Source organism: Actinacidiphila acidipaludis (genome assembly GCF_019890725.1).
Lineage (GTDB): Bacteria > Actinomycetota > Actinomycetes > Streptomycetales > Streptomycetaceae > Actinacidiphila > Actinacidiphila acidipaludis.
The window spans coordinates 43,837-66,939 of record NZ_JAINZZ010000042.1; the positions used below are offsets into that span (position 1 = coordinate 43,837).

At 72.6% G+C, this 23,103-nt stretch carries 20 protein-coding genes and 1 pseudogene; 5 read left to right on the forward strand and 16 right to left on the reverse strand.

What is annotated here, in order from left to right; genetic code table 11:
* Positions 1 to 4: 4 nt before the first annotated feature.
* The 13 genes from K7862_RS26370 to K7862_RS26430 all read right to left on the reverse strand — a co-directional run bounded on the left by K7862_RS26370 (position 5) and on the right by K7862_RS26430 (position 14,758).
* Positions 5 to 619: a phosphorylase family protein gene (locus K7862_RS26370; RefSeq protein ID WP_222966866.1), complete on the reverse strand. Its 615-nt coding sequence runs from the start codon at positions 617 to 619 to the stop codon at positions 5 to 7.
* 3 nt (positions 620 to 622) lie between these two features.
* A complete protein-coding gene (shc, locus tag K7862_RS26375) occupies positions 623 to 2,632 on the reverse strand; it encodes a squalene--hopene cyclase (RefSeq protein ID WP_222966868.1) in 2,010 nt (669 codons plus the stop codon).
* 99 nt (positions 2,633 to 2,731) lie between these two features.
* On the reverse strand, positions 2,732 to 3,802 hold the full coding sequence (locus tag K7862_RS26380; protein ID WP_222966870.1) for a polyprenyl synthetase family protein: 1,071 nt from the start codon (positions 3,800 to 3,802) through the stop codon (positions 2,732 to 2,734).
* A complete protein-coding gene (hpnE, locus tag K7862_RS26385; RefSeq protein ID WP_222966872.1) occupies positions 3,799 to 5,271 on the reverse strand; it encodes a hydroxysqualene dehydroxylase HpnE in 1,473 nt (490 codons plus the stop codon). Before hpnE ends, K7862_RS26380 begins: the two co-directional genes overlap by 4 nt.
* A 130-nt stretch (positions 5,272 to 5,401) precedes the next feature.
* Positions 5,402 to 6,346, reverse strand: a complete 945-nt coding sequence (gene hpnD, locus K7862_RS26390) for a presqualene diphosphate synthase HpnD (protein ID WP_222966874.1) — start codon at positions 6,344 to 6,346, stop codon at positions 5,402 to 5,404.
* Positions 6,343 to 7,230: a squalene synthase HpnC gene (gene hpnC, locus K7862_RS26395; protein WP_222966876.1), complete on the reverse strand. Its 888-nt coding sequence runs from the start codon at positions 7,228 to 7,230 to the stop codon at positions 6,343 to 6,345. Before hpnC ends, hpnD begins: the two co-directional genes overlap by 4 nt.
* A 341-nt stretch (positions 7,231 to 7,571) precedes the next feature.
* Positions 7,572 to 8,384, reverse strand: a complete 813-nt coding sequence (locus K7862_RS26400; RefSeq protein ID WP_222966878.1) for an ABC transporter ATP-binding protein — start codon at positions 8,382 to 8,384, stop codon at positions 7,572 to 7,574.
* On the reverse strand, positions 8,371 to 9,300 hold the full coding sequence (locus tag K7862_RS26405) for an ABC transporter permease (protein ID WP_222966880.1): 930 nt from the start codon (positions 9,298 to 9,300) through the stop codon (positions 8,371 to 8,373). The genes K7862_RS26400 and K7862_RS26405 overlap by 14 nt, the downstream gene beginning before the upstream one ends.
* An 81-nt stretch (positions 9,301 to 9,381) precedes the next feature.
* On the reverse strand, positions 9,382 to 10,254 hold the full coding sequence (locus tag K7862_RS26410; RefSeq protein WP_222966924.1) for a glycosyltransferase family 2 protein: 873 nt from the start codon (positions 10,252 to 10,254) through the stop codon (positions 9,382 to 9,384).
* 17 nt (positions 10,255 to 10,271) lie between these two features.
* Positions 10,272 to 11,051 carry a CDP-alcohol phosphatidyltransferase family protein gene (locus K7862_RS26415; RefSeq protein WP_222966882.1) on the reverse strand — a complete coding sequence of 260 codons (780 nt, stop codon included), beginning with the start codon at positions 11,049 to 11,051 and terminating at the stop codon, positions 10,272 to 10,274.
* Positions 11,029 to 12,090, reverse strand: a complete 1,062-nt coding sequence (locus K7862_RS26420) for an iron-containing alcohol dehydrogenase family protein (protein ID WP_222966884.1) — start codon at positions 12,088 to 12,090, stop codon at positions 11,029 to 11,031. The genes K7862_RS26415 and K7862_RS26420 overlap by 23 nt, the downstream gene beginning before the upstream one ends.
* Positions 12,078 to 12,836 carry a phosphocholine cytidylyltransferase family protein gene (locus K7862_RS26425; RefSeq protein ID WP_222966886.1) on the reverse strand — a complete coding sequence of 253 codons (759 nt, stop codon included), beginning with the start codon at positions 12,834 to 12,836 and terminating at the stop codon, positions 12,078 to 12,080. Before K7862_RS26425 ends, K7862_RS26420 begins: the two co-directional genes overlap by 13 nt.
* The gene (locus K7862_RS26430) at positions 12,833 to 14,758 is read right to left on the reverse strand and encodes a DUF5941 domain-containing protein (protein WP_222966926.1); all 1,926 of its coding nucleotides are present in this window, start codon (positions 14,756 to 14,758) and stop codon (positions 12,833 to 12,835) included. The genes K7862_RS26425 and K7862_RS26430 overlap by 4 nt, the downstream gene beginning before the upstream one ends.
* 445 nt (positions 14,759 to 15,203) lie before the next feature.
* Here K7862_RS26430 and K7862_RS26435 point away from each other — a divergent pair.
* Both K7862_RS26435 and idi read left to right on the forward strand, forming a co-directional pair.
* Positions 15,204 to 15,458 (forward strand): annotated as a pseudogene (locus K7862_RS26435) (cation transporter dimerization domain-containing protein); the annotation flags it as partial.
* A gap of 137 nt (positions 15,459 to 15,595) precedes the next feature.
* A complete protein-coding gene (idi, locus tag K7862_RS26440; RefSeq protein ID WP_222966888.1) occupies positions 15,596 to 16,210 on the forward strand; it encodes an isopentenyl-diphosphate Delta-isomerase in 615 nt (204 codons plus the stop codon).
* A gap of 48 nt (positions 16,211 to 16,258) precedes the next feature.
* On the opposite strand, the gene K7862_RS26445 is transcribed toward idi, so the two are convergent.
* Positions 16,259 to 16,684, reverse strand: coding sequence for an ATP-binding protein (locus tag K7862_RS26445; RefSeq protein WP_222966928.1), 426 nt, complete (start codon positions 16,682 to 16,684; stop codon positions 16,259 to 16,261).
* A gap of 384 nt (positions 16,685 to 17,068) precedes the next feature.
* Here K7862_RS26445 and K7862_RS26450 point away from each other — a divergent pair, with 384 nt between their 5' ends.
* Entirely contained in the window at positions 17,069 to 17,908 is an 840-nt protein-coding gene (locus tag K7862_RS26450) for an enoyl-CoA hydratase/isomerase family protein (RefSeq protein WP_222966890.1), read from the forward strand.
* 3 nt (positions 17,909 to 17,911) lie between these two features.
* Positions 17,912 to 19,138 (forward strand): DNA glycosylase AlkZ-like family protein, encoded by a 1,227-nt coding sequence (locus K7862_RS26455; protein ID WP_222966891.1) that lies wholly within the window; start codon positions 17,912 to 17,914, stop codon positions 19,136 to 19,138.
* 192 nt (positions 19,139 to 19,330) lie between these two features.
* Here the strand turns inward: K7862_RS26455 and K7862_RS26460 are convergent, their stop codons facing one another.
* Both K7862_RS26460 and K7862_RS26465 read right to left on the reverse strand, forming a co-directional pair.
* A complete protein-coding gene (locus K7862_RS26460) occupies positions 19,331 to 20,218 on the reverse strand; it encodes a DMT family transporter (protein ID WP_222966894.1) in 888 nt (295 codons plus the stop codon).
* Positions 20,219 to 20,399: 181 nt separating this feature from the next.
* Positions 20,400 to 21,215, reverse strand: coding sequence for a TrmB family transcriptional regulator (locus tag K7862_RS26465; protein WP_222966896.1), 816 nt, complete (start codon positions 21,213 to 21,215; stop codon positions 20,400 to 20,402).
* A gap of 307 nt (positions 21,216 to 21,522) precedes the next feature.
* Here K7862_RS26465 and K7862_RS26470 point away from each other — a divergent pair.
* The coding region (locus tag K7862_RS26470; protein WP_222966898.1) for a putative Ig domain-containing protein at positions 21,523 to 23,103 on the forward strand (1,581 nt) is incomplete at its 3' end.

A 23,103-nucleotide genomic window follows, 5' to 3' on the forward strand; every position in this document is an offset into this window, starting at 1 on the left:
TAGCTCACCTCCAGGGGAGCGCGGTAGTGCGGTGCCATTCAAGAAAGGCGGGAACAAGATCTCTGAGCACCCGGAACGCGAGGATTCCGGTGCGGAGCGTGCCGACGCGCACGAGTTCGAACTCGGGCGTGTCGACGACGACGCGGGCCGCCGCGACACGGTGCGCCCCCTCGGCGAGGGCTGCGCGCCGCATCGCGGCCGACTCCATGTCCACGGCGATGGCACCGGTCGCCGCGAGAGCGGTGCGCTCGGCGCCCCGCACGACATGGTCGGACTCCGCCAGGGTGCCGGTGTGCACGGTGTGGCCGGTGTCCGCGAGAGCCTCCTTGAGCGCGGCGGCCAGCGCCTGGCTCTCGTGCCCGTCGTCGGCGACGACGACGTCCCCCGGCCGCATACCGGGCGCGAGCCCGGCGCAGAAGCCGGTGGTCAGGACGGCGGCGTCGGTGTTGCGCGGATCGTGCAGGGCCGTGCGGACAGCCCGCTCCGCGGCCTTCGGCCCCATGCCCGTACGGAGCACGGTGGCCTGGTCCGCGGCGCATCTGGCGGCTCCCCTGCGCAGCGCGAAACGCTCGATGCGCAGGGCGCACACCACCAGCAACGGCGGCTCGGTACGACCCACGAACTAGGCTCCCTTCTCGGCCATGGCGTGGCCGGCGGTTCCGAAGGGCTCCGCCCGCACGTAGCGGCCGAGCGCGGTGAGCGGGAAGACCATCCGGTACAGGTGGTAGTTGATGGAGAAGTCGCGTGGGAATCCGGTACCCGTGAAGTAGGGCTCGTCCCAGGAACCGTCCTCCATCTGGGTGTCGACCAGCCACCGCACGCCCCGGGTGACGGCGTCGTTGTCCCGTTCGCCCGCCGCCAGCAGCGCGAGCAGCGCCCACGCCGTCTGCGACGCGGTGGAGTGGCCGCGGCCGATCCATTCGCTGTCCGAGTACGACCGCAGGTCCTCGCCCCAGCCGCCGTCCGCGTTCTGCACGGACTCCAGCCAGGCGACGGCCCGGCGGATCGCCGGGTGCGAGGCCGGCAGGCCGGCCGCGGCCAGCGCCGGGACGACCGAACCGGTGCCGTAGATGTAGTTGACACCCCAACGGCCGAACCAGGCGCCGTTGTCCTCCTGCTCCGACAGCAGCCAGTCGATGCCCCGGCGGGTGTGCTGGTCGTGCTCCAGGCCGAGCGCGGCCATCATCTCCACCACGTGCGCGGTCACGTCGGCCGAGGGCGGGTCGATGACCTCGCCGAAGTCGCAGAACGGCAGCCGGTTGGGGAACGGGCTGGTGTTGTCCGCGTCGAAGGCGCCCCAGGCGCCGTTCTTCGACTGCATCCCGATGTTCCAGCGCACCGCCCGGTCGATCGCCGAGTCCAGGCGCGCCGGGTCGGGGTGCGCCACCCGGCGCAGCGCCAGCACGACCTCGGCGGTGTCGTCGATGTCCGGGTAGTTGTCGTTGTGGAATTCGAACGCCCATCCGCCGGGGGCGAGCTGCGGGCGCTGCACCGACCAGTCACCCGGACGGGTGATCTGCTCGTCCAGCATCCACTCGGCCGCCTTGACCAACGCCGGGTGGTCCGGCGCGAGACCGGCGTCGGCGAGCGCGATGGCGGCCAGGCAGGTGTCCCACACCGGCGACTGGCACGCCTCGATCATCCGCACGTCGTCCTCGGGCCACACGGCGAAACGATCCAGCGACTCCAGCCCCGCGCGCAGCACCGGGTGGTCCAGGTCGTATCCCAGCAGGTGGAGGGCGATCACCGAGTACACCGCCGGCGGCTGGATGCCGCCCCAGCAGCCGTCCGCCTCCTGGCGCTCGATGATCCAGCGGGCGCAGGCGTTCATCGCGGTGCGGCGCAGCGGGCGCGGGCTGAAGCGGCGGTAGAGGTGCAGCAGCTGGTCCACGCGCTGGAACACGCCGTCCCAGGTGGTGATGGGGGCCTTGCGCTGCCGGGGGTTGGGCACCGACGGGTCCACGTGCAGCTCGTCGATGCCGAACGGCGCGGGGCGCACCGGCCGGTGCGCGCCGACCACGGTCAGCGGCACGATGGTCTGCCGCGCCCAGCAGCCGAACGAGTAGATGTTCAGCGGCATCCACTTGGGCAGATAGATGATCTCCGGCGGCAGTTCCGGCAGGTCGTCCCAGCTCCACCAGCCGAACAGGGCCAGCCAGATCCGGGTGAAGACCCGGCTGGCGGCCACGCCGCCCTCGGCCCGCGCCCATTTGGCGGCCAGCTGCATGTGGGCCTCGTCGGGCGCGTCACCAGCGAGGCGCAGGGCGACGTACGCCTCGACGGTCGCCGAGACGTCGCCGGGACCGCCGTGGAAGGTCGGCCAGGCCCCGTCCTCGCGCTGCTGGGAGCGGATCCAGCGCGCGGAGGCGGCGATGACCTTGGCGTCGGTGATGCCCAGGAACTGCCGGAGCATCAGGTCCTCGGCGTCCATGGTCACATTGGTTTCGAGGTCGCCCTTCCACCATCCTTCTGGACTCTGCCGTGCCAGAAGGTGGTCTGCGGCGCGCTGCACGGCACGCTGCGCCGCCACCTCGGGGCCGCCGGATGGAACAGGGTCCGGCTCCGAGGTGCTGCTGGCCGAAGGTGTCCGGTGGGTGGGCGTCCCTGGACTGCCATCGGTCGTCGCTGTCATGGCTTCCCCTTTGCAGTTGAGACTTCTGCGGTGTTGGGGGCGGCCGTCGGCCGTCACAAGAGAGGGTCGGGCGACGTCGTGCGCTCCACGTTTCCTGGGTTACTTCTCGCGGACCACCACAAAATCCGCAAGGCCTACCAGCTTTTGGTGGACATCCTCCGGCATGTCCATCGAGTCCAACGCGGCGATGGCGGTCGCGTACTGCCTGCGGGCCTCCTGCGAGGTCCACTCACGACCGCCTGCTTCTTCGATCAACGCCGCACGCATGGCGAACTCTTCCTCGCTGAAGGCATCGTTTTCCTGATTTTTCGCGTCGGCCGCCAGCAGTTCACCCAACCGCTCGGACGCGGAGCCGCCGGCGGCCAGGGCCGCGACCACGGGAAGCGACTTCTTGCGCTGCCGCAGGTCGCTCCAGGTCTGCTTGCCGGTGGTCGACGGGTCGCCCCAGATGCCCAGCAGGTCGTCGATCGCCTGGAACGCCAGTCCCAGGTGGTAGCCGTAGTCCTCCAGCGCGTCGGCGTCGGCCTCCGAGGCACCGCCGAGCACCGCGCCGATGGAGGAGGCGCAGGCCAGCAGCGCGCCGGTCTTGTTGCCCTCCATCTCCAGGCACTCCTGGACGGTGACCCGCTCGCGGTGCTCGAAGGAGATGTCCTGGGCCTGACCGTCGATCAGCTTGCGGGTGGCGGTGGTCAGCCGGCGCGTGGCGCGGCCGGCGTCGACCGTGCCGTGCTCCAGCAGGATCTCGTTGGCCAGCGCCATCAGCGCGTCGCCGACCAGGATCGCCTGGGCCGGGCCGTGCACCTTCCAGACCGTGTCGCGGTGCCGGCGCTGCTCGTCACCGTCCATCAGGTCGTCGTGCAGCAGTGAGAAGTTGTGCACCAGCTCGACCGCGACGGCGCCGGGTACGCCGGTCTCCGGCGGGGCGCCCGCGGCCTGGGCGGAGAGCAGGGCGAGCGCGGGGCGGACGGCCTTGCCGCCGTCGCCGTCGGCCGGCCGGCCGGCCTGGTCGATCCAGCCGAAGTGGTACGCGGCGACGGTGTCCATCGGGGGAACGAGGCGGGCCACAGCGGCGCGGAGGACGGGGGTGGTCAGAATGCGGCCGTTTTCCAGCAGCCCGATGACGCTGTCAGCGGTCACGATGTCTCCTCTTGTTGCACCAATTGCACTCATGCCGCCTCCAGAACGCCGTTGTCGCTCGGCAGACCGAGGGCGGACAAGGCTTCCCGGGACGCCTGCAGCCCGCTGCGGACCGCGCTTTCCATGGTCGCGGGCCAGCCGGTGGCGGTCCATGCGCCCGCCAGGTACAGGCCGGGGTCCCGGGTGACCGGGCCCGGACGCAGCGCGCCGACTCCCGGAGCGGGCGCGAAGGTGGCCGTCCGCTCGCGGGTGACGAAGAAGTCGCGCACCTCCGCGCCGCGGGCGGCCGGCAGCAGCCGTTCCAGTTCCGGCAGGTAACGGTCGCGCAGTTCGGCGACCGGCAGGTCGATCTCGTCCTGGGCGGCGGACTGGGACAGCGCCACGTACTGGCCGCCGCCGGTCAGCCCCGAGCTTGCGGTGCGGTCGAAGACCCACTGGACCGGGCTGCCGAGCGCCGCGACGAACGGCCGGTCGAGCACCTGTCGGTCGTAGATCACATGGACATTGAGGATCGGCGCGGTACCGATCCGCAACAGCTTTTCCGGGTCCTCCACAGCGCCTTCGGGCAGCAGCCCGTGCGCCTCGCGCTGCGGGACGGCCAGCACCACGACGTCGGCGGGCAGCCGCTCGGCGCGTCCGGGGCCGGTCTCCACGGTGACCTCGCGGGATCCGCCCGCGGCGGTGATGCCGTCGGCCGCGATGCGGTCGGCGGTGATCGCGGTGGCGCGCGAGCGCAGCAGGACGCGGACTCCCGCGGCGTCCAGCGCCGTCCGGGCCCGGCCGTCGTGCAGGTCGCCGAGCGGCGCCGACGCCCAGCCGATGTCGGCGGCGGCGGGGTCGGAGAGCAGGCCGGTCTTGAAGACCATCGCGGCCAGGCCCAGCGAGGCGTCCCCGGCCGTGGCGTTCAGGGTGGCGACGCCGACCAGGTCCCACAGCGCCTCGACGGTGCGGCCGGACTGGCCGCGGGCGGTGAGCCAGCTGCCGAAGTCGACGCCGTCGAGGGCGGGGTCGGCCGGGTCGAGGCCGCGCAGCGCCAGGGCGGCCCGGCCGACCGACGCGCGCTCCCGCAGCGACAGGTGCGGGTAGCGGGCCAGGCTGGCGGCCAGGTGCAGCGGAACCGGCAGGGCGCTCCGGCCGATCCGGCCCAGGCGCCCGTTGTCCGCGTCCACCACCGGGACATCCAGGCGTTCCTGAACGGTCACCAGGTCACGCGCGGCGATGCGGTCGAGGAACCACTGGTAGGCGGTGCAGCAGCGCAGGAAGACGTGCTGGCCGTTGTCGACGGACAGGTCGCCGCGTCTGAACGAGAACGCCAGGCCGCCCAGGCGCGGCCGCGCCTCGGTGAGCGTCACCCGCAGGCCGGCGTCGGCGAGTGCCAGCGCGGCGGTGGTGCCGGCCAGGCCGCCGCCGATCACCACGGCACGGCGCTGCCCGCCGCCGTGGGCGGCGGGCGCGGCACCGGACGGCCGGTCGCCGCTGGTGCTGCTCTGCGTGGTGGTCATGCGCCCTCCCGTCGGGCTGCGCCGCGGGGGGTGCAGCCGGCCGTCGCGGAAAGTGACGCGGTGCGCGTCGCCGGGGTTGCCTGGTCGTGGAGCTGCCGTGTTGCGGTGTCCGCGCCCTCGCGGATCGGTGTCACACGGCGCTCCGTGGCTCGCGGGCGGTGCGGCGCGCGTCGAGGCCGGCGAGGCCGCGGACCGCGACGTAGGCCTTCTCCCGTCCGGGCAGCGAGACCCTGCCGCGCAGTATCGCGCCGGGGTCGGCGGCGATGCGTTCCAGCAGCCGGCGGTAGATGCCGGCCATGGCGGCGACACAGGCGCCGCTCCTGCGGTCCAGCATCGGCAGCAACTGGTAGCCGGTGGCGAAGAGCTGACGGGCCCTGCGGACCTCGAACTCCACCAGACCGGTGAAATCGGAGCCCGGCGGCGGCGTGTCGCCGTGGAATCCGTCGGCGCAGCCGAACTTGGCCAGGTCCTCGGCGGGCAGGTACGTGCGGCCGTTGCCCGCGTCCTCGCGGACGTCGCGGAGGATGTTGGTGAGCTGCAGGGCGAGGCCGAGCGTGTCGGCGTATTCGGCGGCACGCTCATGATCGTGCCCATTCGCGGTGCCGAAAACGCCCAGAGAGAGCCTTCCGATGGCACCTGCCACACATCGGCAGTAGACGGCCAGATCGTCCCAGGTCTCGTAGGTTTCGCCCCGAACGTCCATTTGGACGCCGTCGATCAGTTCGTCCAGGCCGCCCAGCGGCAGCGGGAACCGTGCGGCGGAGTCGGCCAGGGCGACGGCGACCGGGTCGACGTCGTCCTCGGCGACGTCACCCTCACGGACGCGGACGAGCACCTCGCGGGTGCCGTCCAGTCGCCGGACCTTCTCCGCGGCGTCCAGGTCGCCGTCACCGATGTCGTCGACCCGGCGGGAGAACGCGTACAGCGCCGACATCGCCTGCCGCTTGGGCGTCGGCAGCAGGCGGATTCCGTAGGCGAAGTTGCGGGCCTCGTGTCCGGTCACGGCTTCGCAGTACCTGTATGCGGCACGTACCAGCCCGGACGTATGGGCGGAACCGTTCATGGTCCGGCTCACCCCTCTCTTCGCAATGTCGACCCCACCTCGCGCAGCAGCCCGGGCTTCGTGGCTTTGGGCGAACCGGCCAGGACGTCGTATCCGGCTGCCTCGACCGCCTTGAGCGCGGCACGCCCGCCGCCGACAAACCCGGCAAGCAGTAGCCGAAGCCTGCCACGGACGCTACCCACCAGGGGAGTGCCTTCATCCAACAGGTCCCGGGCGCGTCCCGCCTCGAAGGCGACCAGCTCACGCACCCTACTGTTCGCGGTGGCGGCGGCGAGGTCCGCCTCCTCCACCCCGAAGCGTTTCATGTCCGCGGCCGGCAGGTAGATCCGGTCCCTGCCCAGGTCCTCGGCGACGTCCTGGAGGTGCTCGACGATCTGCAGGGCGGTGCAGACGGCGTCGGAGCGGCGGATCCGTTCGGGCGAGGAGGTGCCGGTGATGGAGAGCACCAGACGGCCGACCGGGTTGGCGGACAGCTCGCAGTAGGCCAGCAGGTCGTCATAGGTGGCGTAGCGCTTGACGTGCTGGTCCTGGCGGTTGGCGGCGATCAGGCCCAGGAACGGCTCCGGGGTGAGCCGGTGGCTCCGCACGGTGGGGCGCAGCGCGAGCAGCAGCGGGTGGCGGGGGGTGCCGTCGAACACCCGTCGCAGGTCGGCCTCGAAGGCGTCGAGCATGGCGGTGCGGTCGGCCGCGGCCTCGGGGTCCAGACCCAGGTGCACGGCGTCGGCGCGGCCGCCGGCCGCCAGGTCGCCGTCGCCGATGTCGTCCACCAGACGGGCGAAGCCGTACACGGCCATCAGGTCCTGGCGCCAGGCACGCGGGAGGAACACCGGTGCCACGGGGAAGTTCTCACGCGCGGCCTTGTCCAGGACGGCCCGGGACGTGTCGTCCCCGGTCACAGCGCTGGTCCCGGTACGCAGGCGGCGAGCGTGCCCTGGCACGGCATGGTCCCGATCTTCATGGCCGCCACATCCCCCGTTCTACACCGCCCGGACGAATCTTCCCATTTCGGACACGCCGCACCGGGAGCCGCGCACACCCCGTCTCGCTCTTCACCCAGGCACCGAGTACCGGTACAGCTTACGTCCGGGCACGTCCCGGCGTACGCCGGGGGCGCGACAGGGGCGGTCGCGGGATCGGTTGCGCCTCCCAACCTTCTCAACGCGCCACCCCCGCCGGATCATCCGGCGGGGGTGGGCGTTTTCGGCAACGGTACGGTCAAGAAGACGTGAAGGAGAGGTCACTTCCCCGAGTGGGACTCGTAGGCCTTGATGACGTCGTCGGTCGGACCGTCCATCAGCAGTTCGCCCTTCTCCAGCCACACCACCCGGTCGCACGTGTCGCGGATCGAGTTGTTGTTGTGGCTGACCAGGAAGACCGTGCCGGCCTCCTTGCGCAGCTCCCGGATCCGCTCCTCCGAACGCTTCTGGAACGCGCGGTCACCGGTGGCCAGCGCCTCGTCGATCATCAGCACGTCGTGGTTCTTCGCCGCGGCGATGGAGAACCGCAGCCGCGCCGCCATACCCGAGGAGTACGTCCGCATCGGCAGCGAGATGAAGTCGCCCTTCTCGTTGATGCCCGAGAAGTCGACGATCCCCTGATACCGCTCGCGGACCTCCTCCTGCGACATGCCCATCGCCAGACCGCCCAGGACCACGTTGGTGCTGCCCGTGAGGTCGTTCATCAGCGCCGCGTTGACCCCCAGCAGCGACGGCTGGCCGTCGGTGTAGATCTTGCCGCTCTCCGGCGGCAGCAGGCCGGCGATGGCCCGCAGGATCGTCGACTTGCCGGAGCCGTTGGAGCCGATGATGCCGATCGCCTCGCCGCGGTAGGCGGTGAAGGTGACGCCCTTGACCGCGTGCACCCGGCGGATGTTCGGGTTGGACTTGCGGGTCACCAGCCGGGCCAGTGCCGCGGTGGCGCTGCCCTTGCCCGTGCCGGCGCCGTAGACGGTGTAGACGATGTGCACGTCGTCCACGATCACGGTGGGAACGCGCGTGCCGGCGGCGGCCGGCTGCGCGTCCGCGACGGTCTGCTGCTCAGCCACGGCCATAGGACTCTTCAGCCTTCCAGAAGTAGATGTAACCGCCGACGCCGACCAGGACCGCCCAGCCCACGGCGCTCGCCCACACGTGCGGGGGCAGCTGCGCCGAGGTGACGCTGTCGATCAGCGCGAACCGCATCAGGTCGATGTAGACCGCGGCCGGGTTGATGTCCAGCAGGATCCGCACGATGTGCGGGGCGTGCGCGGTCAGGTTCGCGATGCTGTACATGACGCCGGACATGTACATCCAGGTACGGAGGATGAACGGCATGAGCTGCGCGAGGTCGGTCATCTTGCTGCCCAGCCGGGCCATGATCATCGCCAGGCCGGTGTTGAAGATCCACTGCGTGAAGAGCGCGGGGACCATCAGCACCCACGACCCGTCCGGCACCTCACCGGTCATCAGGACGATCGCGACGAGCACGAACATCGACATCATGAGCTGCTGGAGCTGCATGAGCGTGAACGCGACCGGCATCGAGGCGCGCGGGAAGTGCAGCGCGCGGATCAGCCCGAGGTTGCCCGACACCGCACGCACACCGCTGAGTACCGAGTTCTGCGTGAACGTGAAGATGAAGATGCCGGTGACCAGGTAGGCGATGAAGTTGTCGATGCCCTTGCTGGTACCGATGAGCAGACCGAAGATCAGGTAGTACACGGCCGCGTTGAGCAGCGGCGTCATGACCTGCCAGAGCTGGCCCAGGCGCGCCTGGGTGTACTGGGCGGCCGTACGCGCCTTCGCGAACTCGTTGATGAAATGTCGCCGGCCCCACAACTGCCGGGTGTACTCCGACAGCCCGGGCCGGGCGCCGCTGACGGACAGGCCGTACTTGGCCGCCAGCTGGGCGGGGCTGAGGCCGTCGTCGGCCGAGGGAGCCGCGGGGGCGCCGACGGCGACCGCACCATCGTGCGTTGTCTCGCTCACAGTTGACACTTTCGTCCTCAAGGTGCGCTCCGGGGGCAGGGGAGTCCCGGACTGCGCCTGATGCTCTCAGGTCTGAGCTTGTCAGATGATCGGGGGTCGGCCTAGTCGGGTCAACCGCCAGACCGTGCGCCACCGCATGGGCCGGCGTTCGCCGCACGGTGAGGCCCATCCCTCGCGGAATCCGCCGAGCCAGGCCCGCAGTGCCGGGCGGGACGGACGCCGTACGAGAGTCAGGGCGAACCACACGCCGAGGTAGACCGGGACCAGCGGCCACGGCAGATTGCGGCGGGCCAGCCACACCCGGTTGCGGGCCACCAGCCGGTGGTAGACCGCGTGCCGGGCCGGGGACGTGGCCGGGTGGTGCAGAACCAGATCGGAGCGGTAGTCGATCAGCCAGCCCGCGTCAAGAGCGCGCCAGGCCAGATCCGTCTCCTCGTGCGCGTAGAAGAACTCGGCGGGCAGCGCGCCGACCTGCTGGATGACGCGGGTGCGCACGGCGCAGGCGCCGCCGAGGAACGTGGTCACCCGGGAGTCGCGCATCGGGTCGGCGGCGCGCAGCCGCGGCACGTGCCGGCGCTGGGTGACCCCGGTCTCCGGGTCGGCGATCCGGAAGCTGACGATGCCGAGTTTCGGGTCGGCCGCGAAGGCCTGCCGGACCAGCTCGCCGGTGTCGTCGGAGGGCAGCAGCCCGTCGTCGTCGAGGAACAGCAGCACGTCGACGTCCCGGCCGCCGGGGCCGAACAGCTCGATGCCCACGTTGCGGCCGCCGGGGATGCCGAGGTTCTCCGGGACCTCCGCGGTGCGCAGGCCGTCGGGCAGCGGGGGCAGCGGAGAGCCGTTGCCGACCACGGCCACCTCGATGGCGGGGCCCTGCTGCTTGGCGACCGAGTCCAGCAGGTCCCGCAGCTCGGCGGGCCGGTTGCCCATGGTGATGATGACCGCGCCGACCTTCAGCGGCGCCCCCGCCGTACTCATTTCAGCCTGCTCGACGCGAGGACGGACACCAGGTGCAGCAGCGTCTGCAGCAGCGCGATCGCGGCCAGCACCGCGACGCCGAGCCGGGTGAAGAACAGGTCGCCGCGGATCTGGTCGATCACCGCGAGCACCAGGATCAGCAGCGACGCCTCGACGCCGAGCACCAGTCGGTGGAACTTCAGCGCGGCCGCGGCCCGCCGGGCGAGCGCCACACCGGAGGACCGCGGTTCCGCCGCCGACTCCTTCACCGGGGGCAGCCCGCCCTGGTGCCGGGCGACGCCGACCAGGTCGGTCTCCGCCTTGATCAGCACCGCGCCGAGCGCGGCGAGCGTGCCGAGGAAGGCCCACAGCCAGTCGATCCGGCCGTCGCCGAACAGGTCGGCGGCGCGCAGCCCGAGACCGACCAGCACGGCCGCGTCGCACAGGTAGGCGCCGACGCGGTCGAGGTAGACGCCGCTGAGGGAGAACTGCTTCTTCCAGCGCGCGATCTCGCCGTCCACGCAGTCCAGCAGCAGGTACATCTGGACCATCACCACGCCGAGCACGGCGCCCGTGATGCCCGGCACCAGCAGGGCCGGGGCGGCGAGCACGCCGAAGACGGTCATCAGGTACGTCAACTGGTTGGGCGTGATGCGGGTGAGCACCAGGTGCCGGTCTATGCGGAGCGAGAGCTCCCGCATGTAGAGCCGGCCGGCCCAGTGTTCGCCGCTGCGCCGGTCCTTGACCCCCGCGGGGTGCACGACCGGGCGCAGTTCAGCTACTGATGGCTTTGGCATAGTCGGCGTACGCGTTCCTGATGTCGGTGTCGGACAGGTCCAGGTGTTCCAGGATCGTGAAGCGCCCGGGGCGGGTCTGCGGTGCGTAGCGCACCACCTCGACGAACTCCGGTTCGGTGAAGCCGATGTCGGACGCCAGCACGGGCAGGCCGTGCCGCCGCAGCACCTCGGCGATGAGCCCGGCCTGCTCGGTCGCGCCGCGCAGGTGCATGGCGAACGCCGCGCCCAGACCGGCTCCCTCGCCGTGCGCCGGGGCCCGCTGCGGGAAGAGCAGGTCGAAGGCGTGCAGGATCTCGTGGCACGAGCCCGACGCCGGCCGGCTGTCGCCGCTGACCGACATCGCGATGCCGGAGAGCACCAGCGCCTCGGCGAGCGTGGTGAGGAAGTCGTCGTCGCCGATGCCACCGGTGTGCCGCAGCACCGCCTCGCCCGAGGTGCGGGCCATGGCCGCGGCCAGTCCGTCGATCCGCTCACCGGTCTCCCGGTGCGACAGCTCCCAGTCGGCGATCGCGTTGATGTTGGAGACCGCGTCGCCGATGCCGGACCGCACGAATCGGGCCGGCGCGGCCCGGACCACGTCCAGGTCGATGACCAGCGCTATCGGCGACGGCACTCCGTACGAGCCGCGGCCGTTGTCGTTGTCCAGGGTCGCGACGGGCGAGCAGATGCCGTCGTGGGACAGGTTGGTGGCCACCGCGACGAGCGGCAGCCCGACCCGGGCCGCCGCGTACTTCGAGGCGTCGATGATCTTGCCGCCGCCGAGCGCCACCACCGCGTCGTAGCGGTTGCCGTGCATCGCGTCGGCGAGCTTGACGGCCGCGTCGATGGTGCCGCCGCCGACCTCGAACCAGTCCGCGCCCGGCAGCGTGGCCGAAAGCCGCTCCCGCAGGGCGGTGCCGGAGCCGTTGCTGATCGACACGGCGAGCCGGCCCGAGCTCGAGATGCGCTGGTCCGCCAGGAGCACCCCGAGGTCGTCCAGGGCGCCCGGGCGGATGTCGACGACGACCGGCGACGGGACCAGCCGGGTCAGTACCGGCATGCGATCTCCCTGCCCTTGGCGAGGTCGTCGTGGTTGTCGATCTCCACCCAGGACACCTCGCCGATCGGCGCCACGTCGATGGTGAAGCCGCGGTCGACCAGCTCCTGGTAGCCGTCCTCGTAGTAGAGGTCGGGGTCCCGCTCGAAGGTGGTCCTGAGCGCGTCGGCCAGCTCGGCCGCCGCCTCGCCCTCGATGAGGGTGACGCCGATGTACTCGCCGGTGGCCTCGGCCGGGTCCATCAGCTTGGTGATCCGCCGCACGCCCTTGCCGGGCTCGGCGACGACCTTCATCTCCTCGTCGGCGAGCTTCTTGACGGTGTCGAGCGCCAGGATGATCCGGCGCCCCTCACCGCGGGCGGCGAGCAGCGTCCTCTCCACCGAGACCGGGTGCACGGTGTCGCCGTTGGCGAGGATCACGCCGTGCCGGATCTGGTCCCGCGCGCACCACAGGGAGTAGGCGTTGTTCCACTCCTCGGCCTTGTCGTTGTCGATCAGGGTGAGGGTGACGCCGTACTTCGCCTCCAGCGCCGCCTTGCGCTCGTACACGGCCTCCTTGCGGTAACCGACGACGACCGCGACCTCGGTGAGCCCGATCTCGGCGAAGTTCGCCAGCGTGAGGTCGAGCACGGTCAGGCCGTCCTCCGCGCCGTCCCGCCCTTCGACGACCGGCACCAGCGCCTTGGGCAGGGTGTCGGTGTAGGGACGCAGACGCCGTCCGGCGCCTGCCGCCAGCACGAGGCCGATCATGCGGGTTCTCCTGATTCGTCGTGTACAGCGGGTGCGCCGCCCAGATGCGCGGACACCCAGAAGCGGATGCTCTCGGTCAGGACCAGCAGCGCCAGGGCGACGGCGAGAACCGTCAGCGCGACCGTGAGTCCCGTGTGGTGCGCGAGAGCGGCCGCGAGGACGGCCACCAGCAGTGCCCGGCCCTCGTGCCCGCCTGCCGCCCGCACCAGGGCCCGAGGCGGCGCCCCGGTGCCGCCGCGGATGCGGTACACCGTGTCGTAGTGATGGTAGGCGACGGCCGCCACCAGCCCGAAAGCAGCGGGCAACGCCTCGTTCACATGGGAGACGGCGGCCAGGGCCAGCAGGGTTCCGTATTCGGCGGCCCGGAAGAACGCCGGCACCAGCCAGTCCAGCGCGCCCTTCAGCGGGCGGGCGACGGCCAGCCCGGACGTCACCACGTAGACGGCCGCGGCCGCGACCACCCACCAGCTCCCCGCGGGCGCCAGCGCCGCCGTCGCCGCGAGCAGGCCGCCGCCGGCCAGCGCCACCAGAGGCGGCGCGAAGGCGGGCAGCCGGGCGGCGAGCGGCCGGGTGAGCCGTGCCACGCCCTCGGCCAGCGGGCCGCTGTCCGCCAGGTCGTACAGGGCCTGCGCGGCACGGTCGGTCCGGTGGGCCTTCCTGGTCAGCGAGCGGAGCACCCGGCCGGCGGTGGTGTAGCAGGCGGCCAGCGCGCAGCCGACGAGCAGCACGATCAAGGTGATGCGCGGCGTGGTGACGGCGGTGAGCACGGCGATCATCGCCCAGCGCTCGCCGATGGGCAGCACGATCATCCGGCGCACCCACACCGTCCAGCCGACGCTGTCCAGCCGGTCGGAGAGGGCCGCGGTGGGACTGGTGTTGGCGGTCGCGTCGTGGTTGGCCTCGGTGAAGGCGAAGTCCACGACGTGCCGGCAGGTCTGCAGCACCATCGCGCCCAGGGCCAGCGCCCACACGTCGTCGCCGCCGCGGGCCGCGCCCAGCGCGAGACCCGCGTAGTAGGCGTACTCCTTGGCCCGGTCGAAGGTCGCGTCGAGCCAGGCGCCGAGCGTCGAGTACTGCAGGGAGTAGCGGGCCAGCTGGCCGTCGGTGCAGTCCAGGACGAAGGAGGCGATCAGCAGCACGCCGGCCGCGACGAACCCGGGCCGGGTGCCGGTCGCCGCGCATCCCGCGGCGATCAGGGCGACCAGCAGGGACGCGGTCGTGACCTGGTTGGGGGTCAGCCCGCGCCGCGCGCACCAGCGGGCGACGTAGCGGGAGTACGGGCTGATGAAGTGCGTGGTGAAGAAGCCGTCGCGCGACTTGACGGCGCTGCGCAGCCGCACGGCCTCCTCGTCGACCGCGCCGACGGCGGTCAGCGCGGCGGCGCGGGCGTCCGCGTCGGCGGGCACGGTGGCCACCAGTACACCCAGCTCGGGGCGGTGGGGCGCGGTGCCGTCGGTGTCGAGGGCGGCGGCGGCGAGGTCGGGCAGCACGTCGGGCCGTACGCCCGCGGCGCCGCCGGTGCCGGACGCGGTGTCCGGGGTGGCCAGCACCGTGCCGGATCCGCGGGCGCCGAGCGTGGGGGCGGCTGCCGCGCCGGTCGCGTCCGGGCCGCCGGGGGCGGCCGCGGCGGCGAGCACGCGGGCGAGCGCCGGGCGGGCGGCGGGCTTGACGGAGACGGCGCCGGGCACGGCGGCCGCGTCGAAGCGCGGGTCGGTCAGGGCCAGGCGCAGCGCGTGGCGGTGGCCGACGAAGCGCGGGTCGACCAGGGCGACGCGCTCGCCCGCGGGTGCCTCGGCCAGCCGTGCGGCGGCCGCCGCGGCGTCGGCCGCCTCGGTGACCTGGAATCCCAGCGCCCGCAGGTCGTCGGCGAGCGGCGACGGCGACCCGGCGGCGGGCGGGCCGGTGAGAATAGCGGTCGGCAGAGGAACCCACTCCCTGAAAGCGTGCGGAGACGTGCCCGCGGGGCCGCCGGAAAAAGGCGGGGCCGGGCCGGACACGACGGCGAGGCTATCGGATTGACGACGGCAGGCGTTCACTGCCTGTTCGCCTGTACGTGGCGCCTCTGGTGTGATCATCATCCTGGATCAGCCCCACCTGCGACAACACCCGAGCGCGCTCACCCGTCCGGGTGAACTCCGGGCTCCTTCCCCCGCTGCCCCCGGCCACCACATCACCGCAGCTCACCGCGCATGGCAACGGCTCCGGTACCGGCTTGGCCACGGTGTGTGACCGGTGTTGACCGGCCGCCGCACGCCGGATCCGGCGGGGGTGCACCGGCCCGTGCGGGTAGACCGGCTACAGCAGGACCACAGCAGGAACGGCCGGCAGCAGGGGAGCGCCTCGATGGGGTCAGGGCATCAGCACGGCCAGGTACGGCGGCACATCGAGTGCCTGCCGGGCGTCGAGAGTCTGCACGACCTGCACGTCTGGACGATCACCTCGGGGCTGCCGGTGCTGTCGGCGCACGTGGTGGTCACCCAGGGTGTGCTGGAGGAGGTGGGCTACGAGAAGATGCTGCACGATCTGCAGACGTGCCTGGGCGCTCACTTCGACGTGGAGCACTGCACCTTCCAGCTCGAGCCGGTCGGACACGCCGAGCACGAGGCACGGCTGTGCCACTGAGCGTCCGCCGGAGCCGCCGGCCCGGGCGGTCGCGCCCCCCGTGCCTCCGGGCGCCGGTCGGGCGGTGCGGTGTGCGCGCCGGTCGCAGGCGTGTGTGAGGCAGACTTAGGGCTTGTCGTCGAACGCGAAGGATGGAAATGCCAACCAGTCCTGCCACCGGCCGACCCGGCTCCTCCCCCGCCGCCCCGCCGTCCCCCAACGGTGTCGCGGAACAGATCCTGCTCGAACTGGTCGACGAGGACGGCGTCACGATCGGCACGGCGGAGAAGCTGTCGGCGCACACGGCACCGGGGCGGCTGCACCGGGCGTTCTCGGTGTTCCTCTTCGACGACGCCGGGCGCCTGCTGCTGCAGCGCCGGGCGCTCGGCAAGTACCACTCCCCCGGCGTGTGGTCCAACACCTGCTGCGGGCACCCGTACCCCGGTGAGCAGCCGTTCGTGGCCGCGGCGCGGCGCACCGCCGAGGAGCTGGGCGCCGCCCCGGCCCTGATGCGCGAGGCGGGGACGGTCCGCTACAACCACCCGGACCCGGCGTCGGGCCTGGTGGAGCAGGAGTACAACCATCTCTTCGTGGGCGTGGTCCGCGGCGCGCTCGCCCCGGACCCGGAGGAGATCGGCGAGACGGCCTTCGTCACGGCGGACGAGCTGGCCTCGATGCGCGAGCAGGGGCCGTTCTCCGCGTGGTTCATGACCGTGCTGGACGCGGCGCGGCCCGCGGTACGCGAGGTGACCGGCGGCGCCGGCGGCTGGTGAGACGGCCGTAGGGCGTGGGCGGTCCGGTGCGCGGCGCCGGTGACCGGCTCAGGTGAGGGCGGCGTGCAGCGGAAGCGCCGCCCAGATCACCTTGCCGCCGGTCGACGTCTGGGTGACGTCACAGGAGCCGCCGGCCTCGTCCGTGATGGTCTTGACCAGCAGCAGCCCGCGCCCGCCGGTGCGGGCGTGATCGGTCTCCAGGGCCTTGGGCCGGTACGGGTGGTTGTCCTCGACCGCCACTCTGATCCACTCGGCGCCGACCGCCAGCTCCACCGCGATCTCCGGCGAGAGCACGGCCGCGTGCCGGACGGCGTTGGTCACCAGCTCGGAAACGATCAGCAGCAGCCCGAAGAGCACGTCGTCGTCGAGCGGCACGCCGTGCGTGGCGACGAGCGAACGGACCCCGTGTCTCACCTGGGGCACCGAGGAGTCCACGGCGGGGGCGGTGAACCGCCACACCCCCTCGTACGCCATCGGCACCGGGGCCGGGCCCGGCAGTCCTTCGTACGGTCTCGAGGCCGGAGCCTGACCCGGCGGGACGTCCCCGCGCACCTCCATGACCGCATCCACCGTCGCCTTCGCGTGACCTGTCCACGCGGCACCGGCCGGCGCGCGGCCGGCTGCTGCCGCCTCATGGATCGAGTGTCCGGGACCGTTGCAGCTGCACGTGCAGGAAACCGTAAGTCCGCACCTTTCAGCGGTTCGTGACCGGTTCCGAACGATTCCGTCCGCCCGGCGACCCGATCCGGCCGCAATGGGCGCGGTTAGGATCGTTGCCGCCGCCTGACGGCCCGATACCCGCCGCGTCCCCGTGCACGAGGAGCCCGCATGGCCGATCCGACCACGTCAGGACCCTCCATGTCAGGACCTGTCACGTCACGTTCCGCGTCACCGGACGCCTCCCCGGCGGGCCCGGTCCCGGCGGGCGCCACCGGCACGCCGGGCCTGCTGGTGAGCACGGGCGACGGCACGGCCACGATCACCATCAGCAACCCGGCCCGCCGCAACGCGATGACCGTGGCCATGTGGCACTCGCTGCCCGTGCTCCTGGAGGCGCTGGCGGCCGACCCCACCGTGCGGGTCCTGGTGCTGACCGGCGACGGCGACACCTTCTGCGCCGGCGCCGACATCGGTGACCTCGCCGGTCCCGACGGCCCGCGCGGCGCCCAGGAGGCGGCCGTGGCCGCGGAGGAGGCGCTGGCCGCCTTCCCCAAACCGACGCTCGCGGCGATCCGCGGTTACTGCGTCGGCGGCGGCTGCCAGCTCGCTGTCGCCTGCGACCTGCGGTTCGCGGCGGAGGGGGCGTGGTTCGGGGTGACACCCGCCCGGCTCGGCATCGTCTACCCCGCGTCCTCCACCCGGCGCCTCGCCGCGCTGACCGGGCCCTCGACGGCCAAGCACCTGCTGTTCTCGGCCGAACTCGTCGACCACGAGCGGGCGCTGCGCTCCGGCCTGGTCGACGAGGTGTTGCCGGCCGGCGGCCTGGAGGAGCGGGTACGCGGGTTCACCGCTGTCCTGCGGTCCCGCTCCCAGCTCACCCAGGCCGCCGCGAAGGAGTTCACCGCGGGAGAGCCGACCGCCGAGCGCCGTGCCCACTGGGCCGCCGAGGCCGCGGCCAGCGGTGACGCGGCCGAGGGCGCGGCCGCCTTCCTGGAGCGCCGCGCTCCGCGGTTCACCTGGTCCCCCGCGAGGGGTTGACCGATGGCGGCGCTCAGCGGTGACGAGGTGCGGCGGCTGCGGGCGCGGGCCCAGGGTCTGTACGGTCCCGGCGGGCGCACGGTCACGGACGCGGTGCGGCTCGCCGCCGGGCTGCAGGCGCAGGACGTGAAGGCCTGCCGCCTCCAGGTCCGGGCGCGCAGCCAGGGGCTCACCGCCGCCGACGTCGACGCGGCGTGCGCCGCCGGTCCGCCGTCGGTCGTGCGCACCTGGCTGATGCGGGGAACGCTGCACGCGGTGGCCGCGGCGGACGTGCGCTGGCTGACCGCGCTGCTGGGGCCGCGCGTCGCCGACCGGTACCGGGGGCGGCGGGCGCGACTCGGCCTCGACGACGAGCTCTGCGCGCGGGCGCTGGGCGCGCTCGAACGCGTGCTGCCGGGCCGGGCGCTGCGGCGGGACGAGCTGGTGGCCCGGCTGGCCGAGGAGGGCGTCGCGCTCGACCCGCGCAGCCAGGCTCCCGCCCACCTGCTGCTCTATGCCGCGGCGCGCGGCGTGGTCTGCCGCGGGCCGGAGGCCGAGGGCGACGCGGCCACCTATGTGCTGACCGCGGAGTGGCTGAAAGGCGTCGCCGACGCGGACCTGTCCGGCGACGACGCGGCGGCCGAGATCGCGGTCCGGCACGCGGCGTCCTACGGTCCCGTGACGGCGGCCGACCTGGCGCGCTGGTCCGGGCTGCCGCTGGGGCAGGCCCGGCGGGCGCAGGCGGCGGCCGGATCGCGGCTGACGTCGGTGACCGGCCCGGACGGCCCGCTGGTCGTCGCCTCCGGCGTGGAGGCTGCGGCGGCGCAATCCGGGGGCGGTGGCGGGACCGGCGCCCGGGGCGACGGCGGAGGCGCCGGAGCGACCGGCGGGACCGGTGCGGGGGCCGCGGCCGGGAGCGGCGGCCAGGAGACCGGCGCGGTGCGGCTGACCGGCCACTTCGACCCGTACCTGCTCGGGTACCGGGACCGCGACCTGATGCTGCCGCCCGCCTTCGCCGCGCGCATCGCGACCGGCGGCGGGTTCCTGATGCCGTGCGTGCTGCGCGACGGTGCCGTCGTCGCGACATGGCGCAGGGCCGACGCGCGCGGCACGACCGGGTTCGCCGTGCGGGTCGAGTCCCTCACCGGCGAGCGGGACCGGGCGCTCCGCGACGGCATCGACGCGGCGGTGGCCGACATCGGCCGGTTCCTGGGCATATCGGCGGACTGGGAGTGGGCGACGGGGCTCTAGCGCGGCTCGGTCCCCCCGGAAGCGGGGCTCCGGCGGGTCCCGGGCCGCGGTCCGCTCGGCCGGCAGCGGAACTCCGGCCGGGCTCCGGGCGGGGCCCTGCCGGCCCCTGATCCCGCGGGGCTGCGTTCCACTCCGGCGTCCCCCGGCGTCCCGCAGTCTCGGGGGCCGTTCCGGCCGGTGCGCAGGCCCGGGTCAGTCGATGCGGGTGGCGCCGACCGGCTGGCGTTCGGTGGCGCCGGTGGGCATGGCGGGATGGCGGCCGAGCAGGACGATGCCGACGACGACCGCGCACAGGCCGACCGCCTGCCAGGCCAGGGCCCCCGGGGTCAGCCGCAGCCGGTCGCCGAGGAAGCCGACCCCGCAGGCGATGCCGGCCAGCGGCTGGGCGGCGGTGAGCGACGGCAGCGACATGCGCAACGGCGCGGTCTCGAAGGCGCTCTGCACCAGCAGCAACGCGGTGAGGCCGATCACGATGATCGCGTACGGCTGCCAGTGCGCGAACAGTGCGGCGATCCCGTGGTGGCTGACGATCTGCCCGGACACCCGGGTGAGGGCGTCCTGCAGCCCGTAGAGCAGGCCGGCGGCGAGCGCCAGCAGGGCCGCCTCCCCGGACGGGGGCAGCCGCCGGGACTTGAGCGTGAGCAGCAGGGCGAGCCCGGCGACGATGCCGAAGACGAGCCAGTGCCGCAGCGGACCCGCGGGATTGCTGCCGCCGCTGGGCCGCCCCGCGACGATGAAGGCCGTCACCCCCAGCGCCAGCAGCACCACGCCTCCCCACCCGGTCCAGCCCAGCGGCTGTTTGGTGAGCCATCTGGACAGGGCCATGGCGAACAGCAGGTTGGTGGCGGTGAGCGGTTCGACCAGCGTGATCTCGCCGAAGGTCAGGGCGGCGGCGCCGAGCACGAGGCCGACGACGTAGAAGACGATGCCCAGCACCCAGTCCGGCATCCGCAGCAGGTCGAGGAGGAGCCGGAAGGTGAGGAAGTCCGCGAGCGGGGCACGTGCCGCCGCGCGCTGCTGCAGCACGAATCCCAGGCCGAGGCAGCAGGCGGCACCGACTCCGAGCAGGAACACGGCCACGCGGTCACTGTAACCCGCAAGGTGCCCGACCAGCCCGGATCCGCGCGAGTCCGTACGGTTCGTCAGTATTCGACCGGAAACATCCGGAATTTCGGAGCACGGCGGCGCCCACGCCGGGCGGCTCGCGGCACCGCTCGGAGGCGGCTCGCGGCACGGTTCAGCAACGCCCTGCGGCCATCGCTCAGACCGGTTCGGCCGGCGCCGTCTGGGCCCCCTCCCACACCGTGAGGAACGCCAGCCGCAGGCAGGCCGCGAGGGCCGGGTGCTCGATGTAGAGCGCGGTGGTGGACCCGGTCCCGGCGACCGGGTCGGGCATGTCGCACAGCACGAGCGAGGCGTCGGCGACCACCAGCTTCAGCGGCAGGTCGGCGGCGAACCGGCACTCCTCGCCCGCCGCGCTCGACCGGCGGACGTTGTCCAGTGTCTCGGGGTCGGCGAGCGCGTCGTGCGTGTAGATCGCCCGGACCGATCCGCCGTTGCGGCGCAACCTCCGCACGGCCCGGATTCCGGGGGTGTTCAGGCCGGGCGCGACGAAGGGGGGCTTGGAGAAGCTCAGCAGCTCACGCTGGGCGTGGTTCTGGATGTCGGTGAACGCCTCGGATATCGACTTGGGGTCCCGCAGGATCTCGACGTAGTCCAGCGGCACCGTGTGCGACCGCCCGTCCGCCCAGATCGGCACCAGCGTCGACGTCAGCGTCGCGGACACCCGGTCGAGCCGTTCCAGCGTCTCGCGCTGAAGGGCCATCAGCCGGGCCACCGCGAGTTCGGGCGCGACCGCCGAGAACGTGGCGACGCGCCCCGGGTGGGCGGTCGCCAGCCTGCGCCTGACCAGGGCGTCGAGCACGTCGTACACCCGCTGCCTGGGGACATCGGCCTCGCGCGCCACCTCGGCCGCGGTATACGACTCGCGGCGCACCAGCGCGAGATACACGCGTGCCTCGTAGCGTGCGAGACCCAGTGAGACCAGGTCGTTGACCGGTCCTTCCTCCGACTCCATGGCGCCACAAGCTATACGCCGGAGATCGTCCGGCGGAAGCGACCGCGGGGCATTCTCCCGGTGACCTGAGGTCAATCCTTTGCCATTACCCGGTAGTTCCTTTAACCCGGCCTCATTACCTTCAGCATCGGCCACCACTGCACGGGGTGGCAGTCCGCAGGAAGCGGCTGGAGTCATCAGCCGGATCACCAGTGAACGAGCGCCACTCGCAACTCCACGGGCGAAGCCGCACGATGACCGGTCGTCATGATGGATTGTCATGAACTTGACATATCGGTCACCGCGGTCGCGCCCTTCCGTTCCCCCCATGGAGGGCAGTTCATTGCAGTCGACAAATCCCGGCCGGTTCAGAGAGACCGTCCGCCGCACAACCCTCGCGGTGGTCACCGCGGGGGCCCTGGTGACCGGCGGCATGCTCGCTGCGGCCGCGCCCTCGGTCGCCAGTTCGCCCGCCTCCAACAGCGGCGCCGCCGCCACCGGCGCCACCGGCTCCGTCCAGGGCAAGGCCCAGCACCTGTGCGCCACGGCGGCCAAGGGCCAGATGTCCTGCCTGTCGCTGGTCCGCACCGACGTCGCCCACCACATGGGCATCACCCCGAACGCCACCCCCTCCGGATACGGTCCCAGTGACCTGCAGAGCGCCTACGCCCTGCCGTCCGGCGGTTCGGGCGCCACCGTCGCCATCGTCGACGCCCAGGACGACCCCAACGCGGCGAGCGACCTGGCCACCTACCGCTCGCAGTACGGACTGCCGGCCTGCACCACCGCCAACGGCTGCTTCCAGAAGGTCGACCAGAACGGCGGCACCAGCTACCCGACGGCCGACTCCGGCTGGGCCGGTGAGATCTCGCTCGACCTCGACATGGTCAGCGCCGTCTGCCCGTCCTGCCACATCCTGCTGGTCGAGGCCACCTCGGCGAACATGAGCGACCTGGGCACCGCGGTGAACCGCGCGGTCACCATGGGCGCGAAGTACGTCTCCAACAGCTACGGCGGCTCCGAGGACTCCACGGACACCACGTCCGACACCCAGTACTTCAACCACCCGGGCGTCGCCATCACCGTCAGCTCCGGTGACAGCGGCTACGGCGTGGAGTACCCGGCGGCCTCGAAGTACGTCACCGCGGTCGGCGGCACCTCGCTCAGCCGTTCGAGCAACGCGCGTGGATGGACCGAGTCGGTCTGGGGCAGCACCGCCGGCGGCAACGGCGCGGGCTCCGGCTGCTCGGCCTACGACACCAAGCCCACCTGGCAGACCGACACCGGCTGCTCCAAGCGCACCGTCGCGGACGTCTCCGCGGTCGCCGACCCGAACACCGGTCTGGCCGTGTACGACTCCTACGGCGCCAGCGGCTGGCAGGTCTACGGCGGTACCAGCGCCTCGTCGCCGATCATCGCCTCGGTCTACGCGCTCGCCGGCACCCCCGCGGCGGGCACCACTCCGGCGTCCTACCCGTACGCCCACACCAGCGCGCTGAACGACGTGACCAGCGGCGCCAACGGCTCGTGCTCCAGCAGCTACCTGTGCACCGCCAAGTCCGGCTACGACGGCCCGACCGGTCTGGGCACCCCGAACGGCACGGCGGCCTTCACCAACGGCACCTCGACCGGTAACACGGTCACCGTGACCAACCCGGGCAACCAGTCCACCGTGGTCAACACCGCGGTCAGCCTGCAGATCCACGCGTCCGACTCGGCCTCCGGCCAGACCCTGACCTACTCGGCCACCGGTCTGCCCGCCGGCCTGTCGATCAACGCCTCGACGGGTGTCATCTCCGGCACCCCGACCGCCACCGGCACCTCCTCGGTCACCGTGACCGCCAAGGACTCCACCAACGCCTCCGGCAGCACGTCCTTCAGCTGGACCGTGAGCACCTCCGGCGGTGGC

Coding starts and splice junctions, on each gene's coding strand:
- K7862_RS26400 (WP_222966878.1), bottom strand. CDS start 8,384: ATGGCCGTGGCTGAGCAGCAGACCGTCGCGGACGCGCAGCCGGCCGCC.
- K7862_RS26425 (WP_222966886.1), bottom strand. CDS start 12,836: ATGATCGGCCTCGTGCTGGCGGCAGGCGCCGGACGGCGTCTGCGTCCC.
- K7862_RS26420 (WP_222966884.1), bottom strand. CDS start 12,090: ATGCCGGTACTGACCCGGCTGGTCCCGTCGCCGGTCGTCGTCGACATC.
- hpnE (WP_222966872.1), bottom strand. CDS start 5,271: ATGACCACCACGCAGAGCAGCACCAGCGGCGACCGGCCGTCCGGTGCC.
- K7862_RS26445 (WP_222966928.1), bottom strand. CDS start 16,684: ATGGCGTACGAGGGGGTGTGGCGGTTCACCGCCCCCGCCGTGGACTCC.
- shc (WP_222966868.1), bottom strand. CDS start 2,632: ATGACAGCGACGACCGATGGCAGTCCAGGGACGCCCACCCACCGGACA.
- K7862_RS26380 (WP_222966870.1), bottom strand. CDS start 3,802: ATGAGTGCAATTGGTGCAACAAGAGGAGACATCGTGACCGCTGACAGC.
- K7862_RS26455 (WP_222966891.1), top strand. CDS start 17,912: ATGGCGGCGCTCAGCGGTGACGAGGTGCGGCGGCTGCGGGCGCGGGCC.
- K7862_RS26415 (WP_222966882.1), bottom strand. CDS start 11,051: ATGCCAAAGCCATCAGTAGCTGAACTGCGCCCGGTCGTGCACCCCGCG.
- idi (WP_222966888.1), top strand. CDS start 15,596: ATGCCAACCAGTCCTGCCACCGGCCGACCCGGCTCCTCCCCCGCCGCC.
- K7862_RS26465 (WP_222966896.1), bottom strand. CDS start 21,215: ATGGAGTCGGAGGAAGGACCGGTCAACGACCTGGTCTCACTGGGTCTC.
- K7862_RS26450 (WP_222966890.1), top strand. CDS start 17,069: ATGTCAGGACCTGTCACGTCACGTTCCGCGTCACCGGACGCCTCCCCG.